At 73.7% G+C, this 15,538-nt stretch carries 12 protein-coding genes; 5 read left to right on the forward strand and 7 right to left on the reverse strand.

What is annotated here, in order from left to right:
• The first annotated feature begins 56 nt into the window (after window positions 1–56).
• The 4 genes from ACIGXW_RS29545 to ACIGXW_RS29560 are packed head-to-tail and all read left to right on the forward strand — an operon-like array spanning window position 57 to window position 6,361.
• Window positions 57–875: a glycosyltransferase family 2 protein gene (locus ACIGXW_RS29545; RefSeq protein ID WP_360913686.1), complete on the forward strand. Its 819-nt coding sequence runs from the start codon at window positions 57–59 to the stop codon at window positions 873–875.
• Entirely contained in the window at window positions 872–1,945 is a 1,074-nt protein-coding gene (locus ACIGXW_RS29550) for a glycosyltransferase (protein WP_399575801.1), read from the forward strand. Before ACIGXW_RS29545 ends, ACIGXW_RS29550 begins: the two co-directional genes overlap by 4 nt.
• Complete coding sequence (locus ACIGXW_RS29555) at window positions 1,942–2,742, forward strand: polysaccharide deacetylase family protein (RefSeq protein WP_399575803.1); 801 nt, start codon at window positions 1,942–1,944, stop codon at window positions 2,740–2,742. Before ACIGXW_RS29550 ends, ACIGXW_RS29555 begins: the two co-directional genes overlap by 4 nt.
• The gene (locus ACIGXW_RS29560) at window positions 2,735–6,361 is read left to right on the forward strand and encodes a lipopolysaccharide biosynthesis protein (protein WP_399575804.1); all 3,627 of its coding nucleotides are present in this window, start codon (window positions 2,735–2,737) and stop codon (window positions 6,359–6,361) included. Before ACIGXW_RS29555 ends, ACIGXW_RS29560 begins: the two co-directional genes overlap by 8 nt.
• A gap of 11 nt (window positions 6,362–6,372) precedes the next feature.
• Here ACIGXW_RS29560 and ACIGXW_RS29565 read toward each other — a convergent pair whose 3' ends face one another.
• The 3 genes from ACIGXW_RS29565 to ACIGXW_RS29575 all read right to left on the reverse strand — a co-directional run bounded on the left by ACIGXW_RS29565 (window position 6,373) and on the right by ACIGXW_RS29575 (window position 8,778).
• On the reverse strand, window positions 6,373–6,996 hold the full coding sequence (locus ACIGXW_RS29565) for a hypothetical protein (RefSeq protein ID WP_071964907.1): 624 nt from the start codon (window positions 6,994–6,996) through the stop codon (window positions 6,373–6,375).
• A gap of 2 nt (window positions 6,997–6,998) precedes the next feature.
• Window positions 6,999–7,253: a hypothetical protein gene (locus ACIGXW_RS29570; protein ID WP_399575805.1), complete on the reverse strand. Its 255-nt coding sequence runs from the start codon at window positions 7,251–7,253 to the stop codon at window positions 6,999–7,001.
• Between the two features lie 118 nt (window positions 7,254–7,371).
• Window positions 7,372–8,778, reverse strand: coding sequence for a xylan 1,4-beta-xylosidase (locus tag ACIGXW_RS29575; RefSeq protein ID WP_399575807.1), 1,407 nt, complete (start codon window positions 8,776–8,778; stop codon window positions 7,372–7,374).
• A gap of 113 nt (window positions 8,779–8,891) precedes the next feature.
• Between ACIGXW_RS29575 and ACIGXW_RS29580 the strand changes: the two genes are divergently transcribed.
• On the forward strand, window positions 8,892–9,995 hold the full coding sequence (locus ACIGXW_RS29580) for a DUF5925 domain-containing protein (RefSeq protein ID WP_399575809.1): 1,104 nt from the start codon (window positions 8,892–8,894) through the stop codon (window positions 9,993–9,995).
• 161 nt (window positions 9,996–10,156) lie between these two features.
• Here the strand turns inward: ACIGXW_RS29580 and ACIGXW_RS29585 are convergent, their stop codons facing one another.
• The 4 genes from ACIGXW_RS29585 to ACIGXW_RS29600 all read right to left on the reverse strand — a co-directional run bounded on the left by ACIGXW_RS29585 (window position 10,157) and on the right by ACIGXW_RS29600 (window position 15,538).
• A complete protein-coding gene (locus tag ACIGXW_RS29585; RefSeq protein ID WP_071964904.1) occupies window positions 10,157–10,531 on the reverse strand; it encodes a GntR family transcriptional regulator in 375 nt (124 codons plus the stop codon).
• A gap of 14 nt (window positions 10,532–10,545) precedes the next feature.
• Window positions 10,546–12,411 carry an asparagine synthase (glutamine-hydrolyzing) gene (gene asnB / locus ACIGXW_RS29590; RefSeq protein WP_399575812.1) on the reverse strand — a complete coding sequence of 622 codons (1,866 nt, stop codon included), beginning with the start codon at window positions 12,409–12,411 and terminating at the stop codon, window positions 10,546–10,548.
• Between the two features lie 170 nt (window positions 12,412–12,581).
• Window positions 12,582–13,769, reverse strand: a complete 1,188-nt coding sequence (locus tag ACIGXW_RS29595) for a type III PLP-dependent enzyme (protein ID WP_399575814.1) — start codon at window positions 13,767–13,769, stop codon at window positions 12,582–12,584.
• Window positions 13,766–15,538 (reverse strand): IucA/IucC family protein, encoded by a 1,773-nt coding sequence (locus ACIGXW_RS29600; protein ID WP_399575816.1) that lies wholly within the window; start codon window positions 15,536–15,538, stop codon window positions 13,766–13,768. The genes ACIGXW_RS29595 and ACIGXW_RS29600 overlap by 4 nt, the downstream gene beginning before the upstream one ends.

Raw genomic sequence — 15,538 nt, forward strand, 5'->3', positions numbered from 1 at the left:
AAACGATCGGACCGCTGGGGCAGGCGGTCCACCGGACGAGAGGGAAACGAAGACACATGAGTGCCTTTCTTCGGCCGGCGGCCAGCGAAGAGGATCCCGAGTCACCCGGCCGGTACCGGCCGGTGACCTCGCACTTCGCGATAGCGCCACCGGTGAGCGTCGTCATTCCCGCCATGAACGAGGCGGAGAACCTTCCGTACGTCTTCAAGACCCTGCCCGACTGGATCCACGAAGTGGTTCTGGTCGACGGCAACTCCACCGACGACACCGTCCGGGTGGCGCGCGATCTGCGCCCGGACGTCAAGGTCGTCGGGCAGCTCGGCAAGGGCAAGGGCGATGCGCTGATCACCGGCTTCGCCGCCTGCACCGGCGAGATCATCGTCATGGTCGACGCGGACGGCTCCGCGGACGGCGGCGAGATCGTCAGCTATGTCTCCGCGCTGGTCGGCGGCGCCGACTTCGCCAAGGGCTCCCGCTTCGCCAACGGGGGCGGCACGGACGACATGACGCTGATCCGCAAGCTCGGCAACCGCGTGCTGACCTCCATGGTCAACCACAAGTTCGGCGCCCGCTACACCGACCTGTGCTACGGCTACAACGCGTTCTGGAAGCACTGCCTGGACGAGATCGCACTGGACTGCGCCGGCTTCGAGGTCGAGACCCTGATGAACATCAGAGTGGTGAAGGCGGGCCTGCGGGTCCAGGAGATTCCCAGCCATGAGTTCGTGCGCATCCACGGCACGAGCAACCTGCGGGCCGTGCGCGACGGGCTGCGGGTGCTGAAGGTGATCCTCCGTGAACGCGGCTCCCGCCGCGGCCACCGCCGGCGTCCGCTCGCCCTGGCACCGACGGCGAACCACGGGGAAGTCTCTTGAGCGCTGCACCGACCGGACGGACCGGTGCACCGAGCGTCTCGGTGGTCATCTGCGTCTACACCGAGGACCGCTGGGGCGACATCCTCGCCGCGGTGGCCTCGGTGCGCGACCAGTCCTACCCCGCCCTGGAGACGCTGCTCGTGGTCGACCACAACCCCGCGCTGCTGCGCCGGCTCGCCAAGACCTACGGCGACGACGGCGCGGGGGCGCACCGGGTACGGGTGCTGGCCAACGCCGGGCCCCGGGGGCTGTCCGCCGGCCGCAACACCGGGGTGGCGGCCTCCTCGGGCGAGATCGTCGCCTTCCTCGACGACGACGCGGTGGCCGAGCGGGACTGGCTGCTGCACTTCGCCGAGGGGTACGCCGATCCACGGGTGATGGCCGTCGGCGGCCGCACCCAGCCGGTCTGGGCCTCCCGGCGCAGGCCGGCGTGGTTCCCGGAGGAGTTCGACTGGATCGTGGGCTGCACCTACCGGGGCCTGCCGCCGGGAAGAGTGGCCGTCCGCAACGTCCTCGGCGGCAACGCCTCCTTCCGCCGGACCGCCCTGGAGGCCGTCGGGGGCTTCGCCAGCGGCATCGGCCGCGACGGCCACCGGCTGCCGCTGGGCGGTGAGGAGACGGAGCTCTGCATCCGGCTCACCCGGGCGCTGCCGGACGCCGTCCTGCTGATCGACGACCGCTCGGTCATCCACCACCGGGTGCCGGAGGGCCGCGAGCGGTTCCGCTACTTCCGCACCCGGGCGTACGCCGAGGGCCTGTCCAAGGCCCTGGTGGCGCACAGCGTGGGGGCCCGGGCCGGACTGGAGAGCGAGCGCCGCTACACCACGCGCGTGCTGCCGGCCGGCGTCGCGCGCGGGGTTCGCGACGCGCTGCTGGGCCGGGCGGGCGGCGCGGGGCGGGCGGGGGCGATCGTCGCCGGGGTGGCCGTGGCGGCCGGGGGCTACGCCCTGGGCAGCCTGCGGGCGCGCCGGGGCGGCGGCCGGTTCGCGGTGGCCGCGCTCGAGCCGGCGGCCGGGCCGCCGTCCCTCGAAGGGGCGCGTCCACGCGAACGCCAAGGGGACAGAGCATGAGCGCGGTCCCGGTGCCGATCCTGATGTACCACGCGGTGGCGTTCTCGCCCGCCCGCGCGGCGTACGGGCTGTCGGTCTCCCCCGGCGCGTTCACCGAGCAGATGCGGCTGCTGGCCGGTTTCGGCTTCACGCCGCTGACGGCCCGGCAGCTGGCCGACGCCTGGCGCGGGGGCGGCCGGCTGCCCCCGAAGCCGGTGCTCATCACGTTCGACGACGGCTACGAGGGCGTGCACCGCTACGCCCTCCCCGCCCTGGTCGAACACGGCTTCGTGGCCACGCTGTTCGCCTCGACGGGCTGGCTGCGCGGTGCCCACGAGGCGGGGGGCGCGCTGGACCTCATGCTGAGCTGGGACCAGGTGCGGGAGCTGGCCGCGGCGGGCATGGAGATCGGCGGCCACAGCCATACCCACCCCCAGCTCGATCAGCTGACCGACGAGCGACTGTCGTTCGAGGTACGGCACTGCCGGGACCTGCTGACGGCGGAACTGGGTCACCCACCCGTGTCGTTCGCCTACCCCTACGGCTACTCCAGCCGCAGGGTGCGCGGTACGGTGCGCGCGGCCGGGTTCGGGGTCTCGCTCGCGGTGGGCAACGCGCTGGCCGCGCGCCGCCAGGGGCCGTACGCCCTGGAGCGGGTGACCGTGCGCCGCACCACGGGGATCGCCGAGTTCGAACGGCTCGTCGAGGGCCGGGGGCTCGGCCGGCTCTTCGCCGGCGACCGGGCCCTGACCAAGGGGTATGCCGTCGTCCGCAGAAGCCGCAGCGCCATCAGGAAAGCGACCGAAGCCCGTGCCTGACACGACCGCCCGGCCCGAGGAACGCACCGGGGAAAGAGCCGTGGAACCGACCGCCCGGCGGCTGCGGCTGCCCGGGCGCGGCGTCGGCACCCCACTGTTCCGCAACGCCTTCGCGCTGATGCTCAACACCGGCATCAGCGCCGTCCTCGGGGTGGGGTTCTGGCTGGTCGCGGCCCGCTACTACAGCGAGGAATCGGTCGGCCAGGGCTCGGCGGCCATCGCCGCGATGAAGCTGCTGGCGGGGCTCACGGCGGTGACGCTCACGGGGGCGCTCGCCCGCTTCATCCCCGTCGCGGGGCGCTCGACGGGGCGGCTGGTCTTCCGTACGTACGCGGGCAGTTCGGTGCTCGTCGCCCTCGCGGCGGGCGTCTTCGTGCTCACGCTCGACCGGTGGGGGCCCTCGTACCGGTTCCTGGACGGGCCGCTGCCGGGGCTGGCGTTCGTCGCGGCGGTCGTCGCCTGGTCCCTGCTCACCCTGCAGGACGGGGTGCTGACCGGGTTGCGCAGCGCGCTCTGGGTGCCGGTGGGCAATACCGTCTTCTCGGCGGTGAAGCTGGCGCTGCTGGTGGGGCTGGCGGTGGCGCTGCCGGTGTCCGGGGTGTTCGTTTCCTGGGTGGTCTCGATCGCGGTGTCGGTGGTGCCGCTGGGCTGGCTGGTGTTCCGGCGGCTGGTGCCGGCGCACGTCCGGGCGACCGAGGACAGCGCGCGGCCGGCGTCCTGGCGGGAGATGGGCCGCTTCCTCGCGGGGGACTACACCGGCTCGCTGTTCTCGCTGGCCGTGGTCTATCTGGTGCCGGTGATCGTCGCCGCCCAGGTCGGCTCCGCCGACAACGCCTACTTCTACATCACCTCCACCATCGCCGGCACGGTCAATCTGCTGGCCATCAACATGGGCGCCTCACTGACCGTCGAGGGCTCGCACGATCCGGCGCGGCTGGCGGAGAACTGCCGGGCCGCGCTGCGCCGGATGGCCAAGATCATGGTGCCGGTCTGTGTGCTGCTCTTCCTCCTCGCGCCGTACGTCCTGGGCCTCTTCGGGCGTGGGTACGCCGAGGCGGCGACGCCGCTGCTGCGGTGGTTCGCGGTGGGGGCGGCGCTGCGCGTGGTGATGGAGGTCTACTTCGCGGTGCTGAGGGCACAGAGCCGGACGGCCGGGCTGGCCTATCTGCAGGGTCTGCTGTGCGTGCTCGTCCTGGGGCTGACGCTGGTGCTGCTGCCCCGGATGGGGCTGACGGGCGCGGGCGTCGCGGAGATCTGCAGCCTGACGGTGATCGCCGCCATAGCGGCGGTGAAGCTGCGGGGCGTGCTCAAGGCGGCGTCCCGGTCGCCGGCGGCTCCGCCGGCCGCCGGCGACGACGAGGCGCCGCCGGACGGGGACCTGGCCGACCTCGCGGTCCACGGCGACCGGCGGGACGACGGTGCCAAGGACCGCCGGACCCGCGCGTTCGGCACGCGCTGGGCCCTGCGGTCGGCGCTGGACGCGGACACGATCCCGCTGGGGGTGCGGCTGGACATCGACCACCTGGAGCGCCGGCCCGACGTGCGGCCCGCGCCCGAGGCGACCGGGGCGCCGGCCGCGCCCCCGGCCCCGCCGGTGGCCGCCGCGCCGCGTCCCGCCCGCCGGTGGCGTACGCCGCAGGCCGCGCTCTGGCTGCTGCTGGCCGCGGCGCTGGCGCTGTACTGGGTACCGCTGAAAGCCGTGGGCGAGGTGGACCTGGACGGCATGGGCGGGTTCGGGCTGGTGTCCGTGCTGCCGGTGGCGACGCTGCTGGGGGCCGGGCTGCTGGTGACCGCCTTCGCGGGCACCCTGTGCCTGGAACGGCCGCACCGGTGGCTGCTGGCGGCGGTGCTGCTGGCGACCGTGGTCTCGCTGCACGCCGTGCCCGCGCTGCTGGAGGACCGGCCGCGCTTCGCCACGGCCTGGCAGCACCTGGGCTTCCTGGACTACCTCGACCGCACCGGCACCGCCGCGCCCGACCTCGACGCGCGCTGGAGCTGGCCCGGCTTCTTCGCCCTGGCCGCGTTCGCGGCCCGTGCCTGCGGCGCCGGGGACCTCACCGAGGTGCTGCGCTGGTGGCCGCTGGCCGTCCAGCTGCTCTGCCTGGCACCGCTGTACGTGCTGTTGCGGGCGGTACGGGCGAGCTGGCGGGCGACGTGGACGGCGCTGTGGCTGTTCGCGCTGTGCGGCTGGGTCGGGCAGGACTACTTCTCCCCCCAGTCGCTCAACTACTTCTTCTATCTGCTGTTCGTGGCCGTCCTGCTGATGTGGTTCCGCTGGCCCGGCCAGCTGCGGGGCAGACTGCTGCCCGGCGAACGGGAGGTCGCCCCGGCGGGCCGCGGTGCCCGGGTGGCCCTGCTGGCGCTGGTGATCACCCTGTTCGCCGCTTCGGTCGCCAGCCACCAGCTGACCCCGTTCGTCATGCTCGGCGTCGTCACCGCCCTGGTCCTGGTGCGCCGGCTGACCCCGGCCGGGCTGCCCCTGCTGTGCGCGGTGCTGCTGGCGGTGTGGGTGGGGTTCCTGGCGGAGCCGTACTGGTCGGGGCACTTCGACGACCTCTTCGGCGGGCTGGGCTCGCTGGGCGGCAATGTCTCCTCGTCCGTCTCGGGCCGCATCGAGGGCGGCAGCAGCACCCACAAGATGGTGCTCTACGTCCGCGTCGCGCTCGCGGCCGGCGTGCTGGCCTGCGCCGCGCTGGGCTGGTGGCGGCGGCGCCGGGCCGGGCTGCGCGACCTCTGCCTGGCGGTGCTGACCTGCGTGCCGTTCCTCGCCTTCGGCATGCAGTCCTACGGCGGCGAAGTGGCCCTGCGCGTCTTCCTCTTCGCCCTGCCGGGCGCCTGCGCCCTCGCCGCGCTCGCCCTCTTCCCGCGCCCGGAGCCCGGGCGCTCCCGCGTGTACAGGGCGCCGCTGGCGGCGATGCTGGCCGGGCTGGTACTCGTCCTGGGCTTCCTGGTGGCCCGCTGGGGCAACGAGCCCTTCGAACGCGTCCGCGCCGGCGAGGTAGCGGCCATGGACTACGTCTACCGCCACGACCGGCCCACGGCACGGCTGCTGTGGCTGAGCAGCGACACGGTCAACGACGTCACGCCCGCGATACCGTGGGGCGCGCGCGACATGGAACGGGTGCTCTACGAACCGGTGCTCGCCCCGCGCGATTCCGGGCAGGTGCCCGACCTGGTGGCGGCCCTGCGCAAGGCCGGGCCGAACGCCTATCTGATGGTCAACCGCGGCCAGTCCGTCTATCTGGAGCTCAGTGCGGGGTACGCCCCCGACTGGGCACAGCGGCTGCGGCGCTCCCTGGACGGCCGACCGGAACTGCACCGAGTGCTCACCAACGACGACGCGGTGCTCTACGCGCTGAAGGACCGGCCCGCCGGCAGCGCGCCGGAGCCCCGCCCCGGCCCGGCCGGGCCGCGGGTGACGTGGACGCCGGGGTCGGTGGCCGGCGCCCTCGCCGCGGTGGCGCTGCTGGTGCTGCTGACGGTCCGGGAGCTGGTGCGGGTGGGGGTGCGGCCCGGGGTGGGGCAGCTGCGGTGGCTGCAGGCCTCCTTCTGGTTCTCGCTGCCGCTGCTGGCCGTGGTGCTGGGGTCGTTGCTGTGGCGGCTGGTGACGATGTCGTAGGGGCGCGGCTTTTAGAACAGGGGCCGGTAGCACAGGGCCGCGACCGCGTTCGGTCCGGTCACCGGGCGTCCGGGCCGGTGGTGCGGCAGGACATGGCCGTCGAGGGCGGTGACGCCCGTGTGCGGGTAGGTGACGCGCGTGCCGCCGGTGCGGTCCCAGCGCGGATCGCTCTCCAGCGCACCGAGCTGTTCCATGGTGGCGCCGATCAGGCCCGGGTGGACGTGCAGGGGACCGACGTCGCCGAACGCGGTGGTGAGCAGGGTCAGGTCGCACTGTTCGGTGTCGATGTGCAGGAAGACCTCGTCGTCGCCTTCGTAGTAGCCGTACGCGGCGAAGGTGGGCACCAGCAGCCGTCCGGTGAGCGCCCGGGCCAGTCCGGTCAGCGACAGATGGACCCGGGCCAGCAGCGGGCCGCTCGCGGCGGGTGTGCCCCGGCGGGGCAGGCGCCGGGCGGTGACGGGGGTGCGCGGCCCGCGCCGCGGGACCTCGGCCACGGCGTGCCGCTCGCGGCCCTCCGCGGCGATGCCGTCGGCCAGCGCACGGTCCCACAGCCCGGGGAGGCGGACGTGGCCGTGGGCGGCGAAGGACCGCTGCTCGGCCCGGGTGACGGTGGTCCGGGACAGGAGGGCGGCCATGGTCAGGAGGTGGTCGCGACCGGCCAGGAGGCCTCGGGGGTGTAGTGGGCCATCTCGTCCTCGTCGGCCAGGTTCAGCATGCCGGCGAAGCAGTAGCCGTCGGCGAGCGGGATCTTCGGGTACGGCCTCAGGTGTGCCTCGATGGCGGCCTTGGCCTCGGGCGCGGCCTTGGCCGTCTCGACGGCCTCCCGGGGCAGGACGTAGTAGTTCTCCTCCGCGTCGACGATGACCAAGGCCTGACGTGCGTTCTGGGGCACGACGGTGTTCCTTTCGCTTCCGCTCGGTGACGCCGCTGGAAGTCTTGCCGCGCCCGGGTCGGATGACAACTGCCCGGACAAGCCCCGGAAGGATGATTCCCCGGCCACCTGTACGCCGTCACAGCCAGCGGGTCTCGAAGGCCCCGAGCTCGACCTGACGGCCGTCGACCCGGGCCGTGACGGCCCGGTCCTGGGTGTTGACGGCCAGCACGGAGGTGCCGGCCGCGAGCACCTGCACCCGCGCCGCGTCCTCGCCGCCCACCTCGGCGTCGCGGAAGGCCGTGCCCGGCGGGAAGGCCTTGGCGAACCGCTCCAGCAGGTCGAGCATCGGCAGCCGGCTGCCGCCGTCGGCGAGTTCGGTGCTTCGCCACAGACAGCCGGGGCAGTCGCTGCCCTCTTCCTCGGGGTTCCAGTAGAACGCTCCGGCCGCACCCGCCGAGGCCAGTCGCATCAGCGCGCTGGCCTGGACGGCGACGCGGTGCGGCTCGGTCCACGTCTTGCGGCCGTCGTTCTCGTCGGCGGGCTCGACGTACCACTCGGCCCACCACACCGGCAGGCCCGTGGTCCTGCTCAGCCACGTGGTGACGTCGGCGAACTTCCGCGTGGCCCGGAACTCGTCGGGGACGGGACGGTTGCCCGTACGGGTGTAGCTGGCGCCGTCGACGACGACGAAGTCCGCCCCTTCCTTGTGCTCGTCCCAGTACTCCACGGCGTCGACGGCCCGCTGGTCCACCGCGCCCCAGTCCCCGCTCACCCGGGAGGCGTCGGAGCCGGCGCCGGGGGCCTCGCTGTCCATGACGACGTACGGCCCCCCGACGAGCGCGTGCCTGTTCCGCTTCTTCAGCTCCTTGTAGACGAGGTTGTAGAGCTCGGTGTACCCCTCGTAGTCCCAGCGCTTCCTCGATTCGTCGTAGAAGCCCTTGAACTCGTTCCAGACGATGAAGTGCCGTACGTCCGGGTAGCGTTCGGCGATCACCCCGGCCAGCTTGGCGAAGTCCTTGTAGTGGGCCCGGTCGGGGGCGGTCTCCAGGGACTTCTGCGACCAGTTCGTCCGCTCGCCGCCGCCCTTCATCCAGTCCGGGGCGCAGCACAGCGTCAGCACCGGCGTGGTGCCCGTACTGCGCATGAGCGCCACCCGCCGGTCGAGGTCGGTGAAGTTGTACTTTCCCGGCCGGGGTTCGGGGTTGTCGGCGCCCCAGCCCATGATGTGCTGGTTCTGCGGCATGGGGGCGCCGGAGAGGGTCTTCGCGGCGTTGCGGCGGGCGGCGTCCTGGCCCCGGTCGGCGCTGTGCTGGGTGTGGGTGAAGCCCCAGCCTATGGTGGCCGCGGCGGCGTTCGGGCGAGCGGGCCGGTCCCGTGCGTGCCAGGCCTCGAGGGAGACGGTGACCAGCGCCGCGAGGGTCAGGAGGGCGGCCGAGAGCAGCGCCGTGAGCCGCCACCGTGACGGCCGCGACCGCCACCGCGTCCCCTTCGGCTGCCACCGCGCCGGCCGGGGCGACGGCCGACCTTCACCATGACGTCCCATCACGGAAAGGGTAACCGCGGCGGAAACGGTGTGCGGCGGCTTCTCGGCCAACGGGGGCGGAACCGGGGAAAACCAGGGTGCGCCGGGGCGTTCCGTGCCGGATCATGGGCGGCATGTGTGCCGACACGAGTGCCGAACGCCCGCCGTCCCCGCTCATCCGGCTGAACGTGGACGGCGACACTCCCGCCGACGTCATCGACGCCCTCTTCCTCGGCCCCTTCACCCGCGGCGAACAGCCCTACGCGCGGGGCCACTCGGTGGAGCGCGTCCGCTCCGGCGCCTCGCTCCTGCCGCCGGAGGCGCGCGTGGTGCGCTCGGCGCGGGACGACGACCGCAGGGCGCTTCTCGCCGAGGGGGACGGCTGGTCGCTGCTGGCGGCCCGCTGGAACCGCAGCGCGGACGTGACGGTGACGGCCGTCAGCGACGAGCTTGCCAAGAAGGTGCTGGAGCAGGCGGTGGAGGGCGCCGAGGACGACCCCGAGCCCCAGCCCGAGCACGTCACGATGGGGTTCTGGTACCTCTCCCCCCGGCGCGGCCCGTACCGCACGACCCGGCAGATCTCCGCCGGCACCTGGGAGGAGGTCCGGGCCAACTACACGGCGCCGGTGGCCGAGGCGATGGACGGGCTGATGAAGGTCACCCCGGACGACATCGCGGGCCGGCTGCTGCTCCTGCACGGCCCGCCGGGCACCGGCAAGACCTCCGCGCTGCGGACGCTGGCCCGCTCCTGGCGGGACTGGTGCCAGGTGGACTGCGTGCTGGACCCCGAGCGGCTGCTGAACGACGTCGGCTATCTGATGGACATCGCGATCGGCGAGGAGGACGGCTCGGCGAAGGGCCGCTGGCGGCTGCTGCTCCTGGAGGACTGCGACGAGCTGATCCGCGGCGAGGCACGGCACGCGGCCGGCCAGGCGCTCTCGCGCCTGCTCAACCTGACGGACGGCCTGCTGGGGCAGGGCCGCAACGTCCTGGTGGGCGTCACCACCAACGAGGACCTGGAGCGGCTGCATCCCGCCGTGGTGCGGCCCGGGCGCTGTCTGGCGCGGATCGAGGTGGGACCGCTGACGCGGGCGGAGGCGGTGGGCTGGCTGGGCCGCGAGGAGGGCGTGGGCCGCTCGGGAGCGACCCTGGCCGAGCTCTTCGCCCTGCGACGCGGCACGGGGCCGACCTCGGTGCCGGCCCAGCAGGAGGGTGCGGATGCGGGGTTGTACCTGTAACGGGATTTTGCCCCTGCCCCGCCCTTTCACCGTTTCTTGTCCTCAAGCGCCGGACGGGCTGGATTTTTCGCCGGCTCCGGGCAACAGATCCGCCGGTTCGGGCAACAAAATCAGCCCGTCCGGCGTTTGAGGACCGGGGGTCCGGGGGCGGAGCCCCCGAATCAGTCGCCGTAGGCGACGCGCAGCGCGTCCTGTACGGCGGCCAGCGCCGCCCCGGCGTCCAGCCCCAAACGGTGCGCCCGCTGCGCATAGGCGGCGGCCGCCGCCGCCGCTTCGCGGTCGGCCGTGTCGCCCGGCGCCGCGATGAACGTGCCGTTGCGGCCCCGCGTCTCGATGACCCCGTCCGCTTCGAGCGCCCGGTAGGCCTTGGCCACGGTGTTGGCGGCCAGGCCCAGTTCCTCGGCGAAGCCGCGCACGGTCGGCAGCTTGTAGCCCACCGGGAGCGCGCCGGAGCGGGCGCGCTCGGCGATGCGGGCGCGGATCTGCTCGTAGGGAGGTTCGGCGGCGTCCGGGTCGACGGTCATCTGCAAAGCCATACGGCCATTGTGCGCTACAGCTCCAGTGCGGCGCCGTAGCCCCGCAGCCAGGTGTCGATGCCGAGGACGACCTCGGTGGCGGAACGGAAGGAGTCGCCCGCGTCCTCGGCGAGGGCGCGGGCGACGGTGCCCTGGTCGAGCAGGGGGCGTACGGGCGCGTCCGGGTCGGCGAGCACCTGCCGCAGCCTGGTCTGCAGGGCCACGGCGTAGCGCGGGTCCTGGGTGCTGGGGTAGGGGCTCTTGACCCGGTCGGCGACGGCGGCGGGCAGCAGGTCGCGGGTGGCAGCGCGCAGCAGGGACTTCTCGCGGCCGTCGAAGGTCTTCATGGACCAGGGGGTGTTGAAGACGTAGCTCACCAGGCGGTGGTCGCAGAAGGGGACGCGGACCTCCAGTCCGGTGGCCATGCTGGCCCGGTCCTTGCGGTCGAGGAGCATCTGCACGAAGCGGGTCAGGTGCAGGTAGCCGATCTCCCGCATGCGCCGCTGCAGGCCGCTCTCACCCCGCAGACGGGGGACTTCGGCGAGGGCCTCGCGGTAGCGCGCGTCCTGGTAGCCCGGCATGTCGATCTTGGCGAGGAGGCCCTTGTCGAGCAGGGCGACGCGGCCGCCGCTGTTCTCGCCGGAGAAGTGGTCGGCGACGCCCGCGGCGATCCACGGGAAGGTGTCGGCGTGGACGGACCCGGGGTCGTGGAACCACCGGTAGCCGCCGAAGATCTCGTCCGCGGACTCGCCGGACAGGGCGACGGTGGACTGTTCGCGTATGGCCTTGAAGAGGAGGTACAGCGAGGTGTCGCCGTCGCCGAAGCCGGCGATGGGCAGGTCGCGGGCGGTGAGGACGGCGTCGCGGTGGGCCGGGTCCATGAGGGCGGCGGTGTCGAGCACGATGTCGGTGTGGTCGGAGCGCACGTGTTCGGCCAGCGCGTGGGCGTAGGGGCCGTCGGGGGTGGGCCGCAGGGCGTCGGCCTTGAAGTGGTCGGTGTGGCCGGTGAAGTCCACGGAGAACGAACGCACCGGGCCGCGGCCGGTCTCGGCGAGGCCCTTGGCGGCGAGGGCGGTGATGGCGGAGGAGTCGAGGCCGCCGGAGAGCAGGGTGCACAGGGGGACGTCGGCGACGAGCTGGCGGGCGACGATGTCGTCGAGCAGCTCGCGCACGTGCCGGACGGTGGTGGCGGTGTCGTCGGTGTGCTCCCTCGCCTCCAGTCCCCAGTAGCGGCGCACTGTCAGGCCCGTGCGGCGGATGCGCGCGGTGTGGCCGGGGCGCAGCTCGTACATGCCCTTGTAGACGGCGTGGCCGGGGGTCTTGGTGAAGGCCAGCAGCTCGGCGAGGCCCTCGGCGTCGACGGCGGGGCGTACGGCGGGGTGGGCGAGGACGGCCTTGGGTTCGGAGCCGAAGAGCACGCCGTCGGGGGTGGGGTGGTAGTAGAGCGGCTTGATGCCCATGCGGTCGCGGACCAGGAGGAGTTCCTCGGAGCGCGGGTCCCACAGGGCGAAGGCGTACATGCCGTTGAGGCGGGTGGTGAAATCCTCGCCCCATCGGAGGTAGGCGTGGAGGACGACCTCGGTGTCGCTGTGGGTGCGGAAGGTGTGGCCGTGGGCCTCGAGTTCGGCGCGCAGCTCGCGGTAGTTGTAGACCTCGCCGCTGTAGGTGAGGGCGAGCCGGGTGCGGCCGTCGTGCTCGACGAGCATGGGCTGGCGGCCGCCCTCGATGTCGATGACGGCGAGGCGCCGGTGGCCGAGGGCGGCGTGGGTGTCCAGCCAGATGCCGCCGGCGTCGGGGCCGCGGCAGATCATGGTGGCCGTCATCGCGTCGAGGGTGTCCCGGGCCCCGGGCAGGCGCGTGAGGTCCTGGTCGTAGGAGATCCATCCGGTGATGCCGCACATGGTCGCGGTGTCCCCTTTCGGTAGGCCACCCCGGAGGTGCCGGGGTGCGGCTCGAGCCCCCGTGGTCGCGGTCCGCACCGTCCCTTTCCGCGGACCGCGACTGCGACGCTACGCCTACATAGATGCATCCACCATCTACATTTGGCAAAGTCGTGGGGGCCCGGCCGGCCTCACGTCAGGAAGTGGAAGGTCGGCGCCGGGTGCATCAGGAACTCGTGGTGCGAGATGTTCCACGCGTAGGCGCCGGCCATGGTGAACGCGACCCGGTCCCCCACCCTCAGCTCCGCCACCGGGACCCGCGCGGCGAGCGTGTCCTTGGGGGTGCACAGCTGTCCGCTGAGGGTCACCGGCTCGTCCAGGGCGGCCGGGCGGGGCCAGGGGCGGTCCCACTCCTCGACCGGCAGCACGGTGAAGGGGTGGTCGTGGCCCTTGGCGGCGGGGGTGCGCATGTGGTGCGTGCCGCCGCGCAGGACCGCGAAGGCCTCCCCGTGGCTGTGCTTGAGGTCCAGGACCTCGGTGAGGTACCAGCCCGCGTGGACGGTCAGCGCCCTTCCGGGCTCGATGCGCAGGGTGTAACCGGGGTGGCGGCCGGCGAGTTCGGCCAGGCCCTTGCCGTAGGCGGCCCAGTCGAAGGGGAGGTGCGGCCGGCCGTAGTCGACGGCCATGCCGCCGCCGACGTTGACCTCGCTCAGCCCCAGGCCGTGCCGCTCGTCCAGGTCCCGGGCCCAGTCGGTGACGCGGGCGGCGACGGCGAGCTGGGCGGCCGCGTCCAGGCCGCTGGCCAGGTGGGCGTGGATGCCGCGCAGCAGCAGCCGGGTGCCGCGCAGCAGCGGCAGGCAGGCCTCGGCGCGGCGCGGGTCCAGGCCGAAGGGGCTGGGCCGGCCGCCCATGGCCAGCGCCGCGCCGCCCAGGTCGCCGTCCCCCACGGGGAGGTTGACGCGCAGCAGCACGTCCACGGGGTCCTGGCCGGGCCGTTCGGCGGCGAGGGCGGCGAGCAGCCGCAGCTCCTGTTCGCTCTCGACGTGGAAGCGCTCGACGCCCAGGTCGAGGGCCAGGCGCAGCTCGGCCTCGGTCTTGCCGGGGCCGCCGAAGGCGAGCGGGAGGCCGGGCACGGCCTCGCGGACGTGGGCCAGTTCGCCGCCGGAGGAGACCTCGTAGCCGCTGACGTGCGGGGCGAGGGCCCTGAGGATGTCGGGGGCGGGGTTGGCCTTGGCGGCGTAGTACAGCTCCACGCCGTCGGGCAGGGCGGCCCGCACCGCGCGGGCGTGCTCGTCCAGGGCGGCGAGGTCGTACACGTAGGCGGGGAGTTCGCCGGCCGGCAGGCGGGTGGCGTGGGCGGCGACGCGAGGGGTGATCACAGCGTGGTGCTCCAGGGTTCGGTCCGGGAATCCGTCGCGGCCAGCACCGTCAGCAGGTCGGAGACCAGGGGCGAGCCGATGCGGACGTATCCGGCGTGCCGGTCCGCCTTGCGCTCCCAGCGGGTCAGCAGGTTGGCCTTGGCGGGCAGCGGCACCCCGGCGACCAGGGCGCGCAGCAGCGGCGGGTTGTCGTGGGCGGCGGCCCGCGCGGCCAGCACCCGGCGGACGGCGGACCACAGTTCGGGCTCGAGGTGGGGGTGGCGGTCGGCGAGCGCGGCGAGCATCTCGGCGAGGTGGTTGACGAGCAGGCAGTACACGACGCGGTCCCAGCCGCGTTCGCGGTCGTACGTCATGGGGCCGGCCACGTCCTCGGGGAGCGCGGCAAGGGCGTCGGCGTGGTGGCCGGGGAGCAGCTTGGTGCCCTCCAGGTCGCGCAGCAGGACCTGCCGGGGCATGCCGTCGGCGTCGACGCCGATCACGACGTTCTGCAGGTGGGGTTCGAGGACGACGCCGTGGTCGAAGTAGGCGGCCAGCACCGGGGGAACGAGCAGCCCGAGGTAGGCGTTCCACCAGGCGAGGGTGGACTCGGGGCCGGTGCCCGCCAGGAGCCTGGAGAGCTGGGCGCCGCCGGTGGGGTACTCGTCGGCGACGGCGGCGGCGAGCAGGGCGGTCAGGCCGGGGGCGAGCCGGGCGTCGAGGCCCTCGCGGACGATGACGCCGAAGCCTTCGGCCAGCTCGCGGCTGCCGAGGTCGAGGGTGCGGTAGCCGGGCTCGCGCAGCAGCTCGGTGCCGGGGAAGCGGGCGGCCAGCTCGGCGGCGACCGGCTCCAGGATCCGGGTCAGGGCGACGGCGCCGGTCAGCTCGTACTCGGCGTTCTTGCGCAGGCAGTTGGTGATGCGCACGTTCAGGCTGAACTTCAGGAAGTCCCGGCCGTCGTAGAGGGTGCGCACGGAGGCGGTCGGCCCGAACTCGGCGCCGCGCGGCCCGAGCTCGAGGACGTCCCCGCGCCTGATGGCCTGGCGCAGGACGGGGTGGTCCCGGAGCATGCCGTACTGCCAGGGGTGCACGGGCAGCAGGACGTACCCCTCGGGCACGCTCCCCTGCCGGTCGAAGGCGTCCAGGGCGGTGGCGGTGGCGGCCTCCTGCCGTACGAGGTCGCGGCGTACGGCCAGGTGGTGCAGGGCGAAGCGGGCGCGGGCCTCGGGGGCGAAGCGGCCCCAGTCCTCGGGGGCGCCGGTGCGGGCCTTGGGGGTGGGGTGGAAGCGGTGGCCGAAGAGCAGGGACTGCTCGGAGTCCATGTAGCGGTCGGCGGGGGCGGCCGGCCCCTCCTCCCGGGCCTTGCCGGCCGGCGGGCGGGCGGCGAGGGCGGCGCTGGTGCCGGCGTGGCTGGAGGCCACCTGGCCGAGGAACTCGTCGTTGCGGACGCCGGTGCGCAGCTCCAGCTCGCGGTGGATGTACTCGGCGAGCCTCTGCCAGGGCAGCTCGTGCCAGGCCCCGTCGCGCTGTTCGCCGACTCCTCCGGTGAAGCGGTGGGCGCCGATGAGGGAGGCGCGGCGCAGCCGGACCCGCAGCAGGGTGTCGCTGCGGGGCAGGCGCAGCAGCAGGTGCCCGTCGGTGACGGCGGTCTGGTGCTCGGGGCCGGAGACCTCGCGCAGCAGGCAGTTCAGGAGGGTGTGGGCGACCACGTCGTCGGCGGTGGGCGTGCCGGCGACGGCGGAGGGGAGCACTGCGGCGGCAGGGGAACCGGAGGCAGAGGGGGCTGAGGACAT

It is taken from the genome of Streptomyces sp. NPDC053079 (assembly GCF_044546695.1).
Taxonomy (GTDB): domain Bacteria; phylum Actinomycetota; class Actinomycetes; order Streptomycetales; family Streptomycetaceae; genus Streptomyces.

What these genes read in the sequence shown, in the direction of transcription:
- ACIGXW_RS29545 (WP_360913686.1), top strand. Translation starts at nt 57, where the DNA reads ATGAGTGCCTTTCTTCGGCCGGCGGCCAGCGAAGAGGATCCCGAGTCA.
- ACIGXW_RS29555 (WP_399575803.1), top strand. Translation starts at nt 1,942, where the DNA reads ATGAGCGCGGTCCCGGTGCCGATCCTGATGTACCACGCGGTGGCGTTC.
- ACIGXW_RS29565 (WP_071964907.1), bottom strand. Translation starts at nt 6,996, where the DNA reads ATGGCCGCCCTCCTGTCCCGGACCACCGTCACCCGGGCCGAGCAGCGG.
- ACIGXW_RS29575 (WP_399575807.1), bottom strand. Translation starts at nt 8,778, where the DNA reads ATGGGACGTCATGGTGAAGGTCGGCCGTCGCCCCGGCCGGCGCGGTGG.
- ACIGXW_RS29580 (WP_399575809.1), top strand. Translation starts at nt 8,892, where the DNA reads ATGTGTGCCGACACGAGTGCCGAACGCCCGCCGTCCCCGCTCATCCGG.
- ACIGXW_RS29585 (WP_071964904.1), bottom strand. Translation starts at nt 10,531, where the DNA reads ATGGCTTTGCAGATGACCGTCGACCCGGACGCCGCCGAACCTCCCTAC.
- asnB (WP_399575812.1), bottom strand. Translation starts at nt 12,411, where the DNA reads ATGTGCGGCATCACCGGATGGATCTCCTACGACCAGGACCTCACGCGC.
- ACIGXW_RS29600 (WP_399575816.1), bottom strand. Translation starts at nt 15,538, where the DNA reads ATGTCCTCAGCCCCCTCTGCCTCCGGTTCCCCTGCCGCCGCAGTGCTC.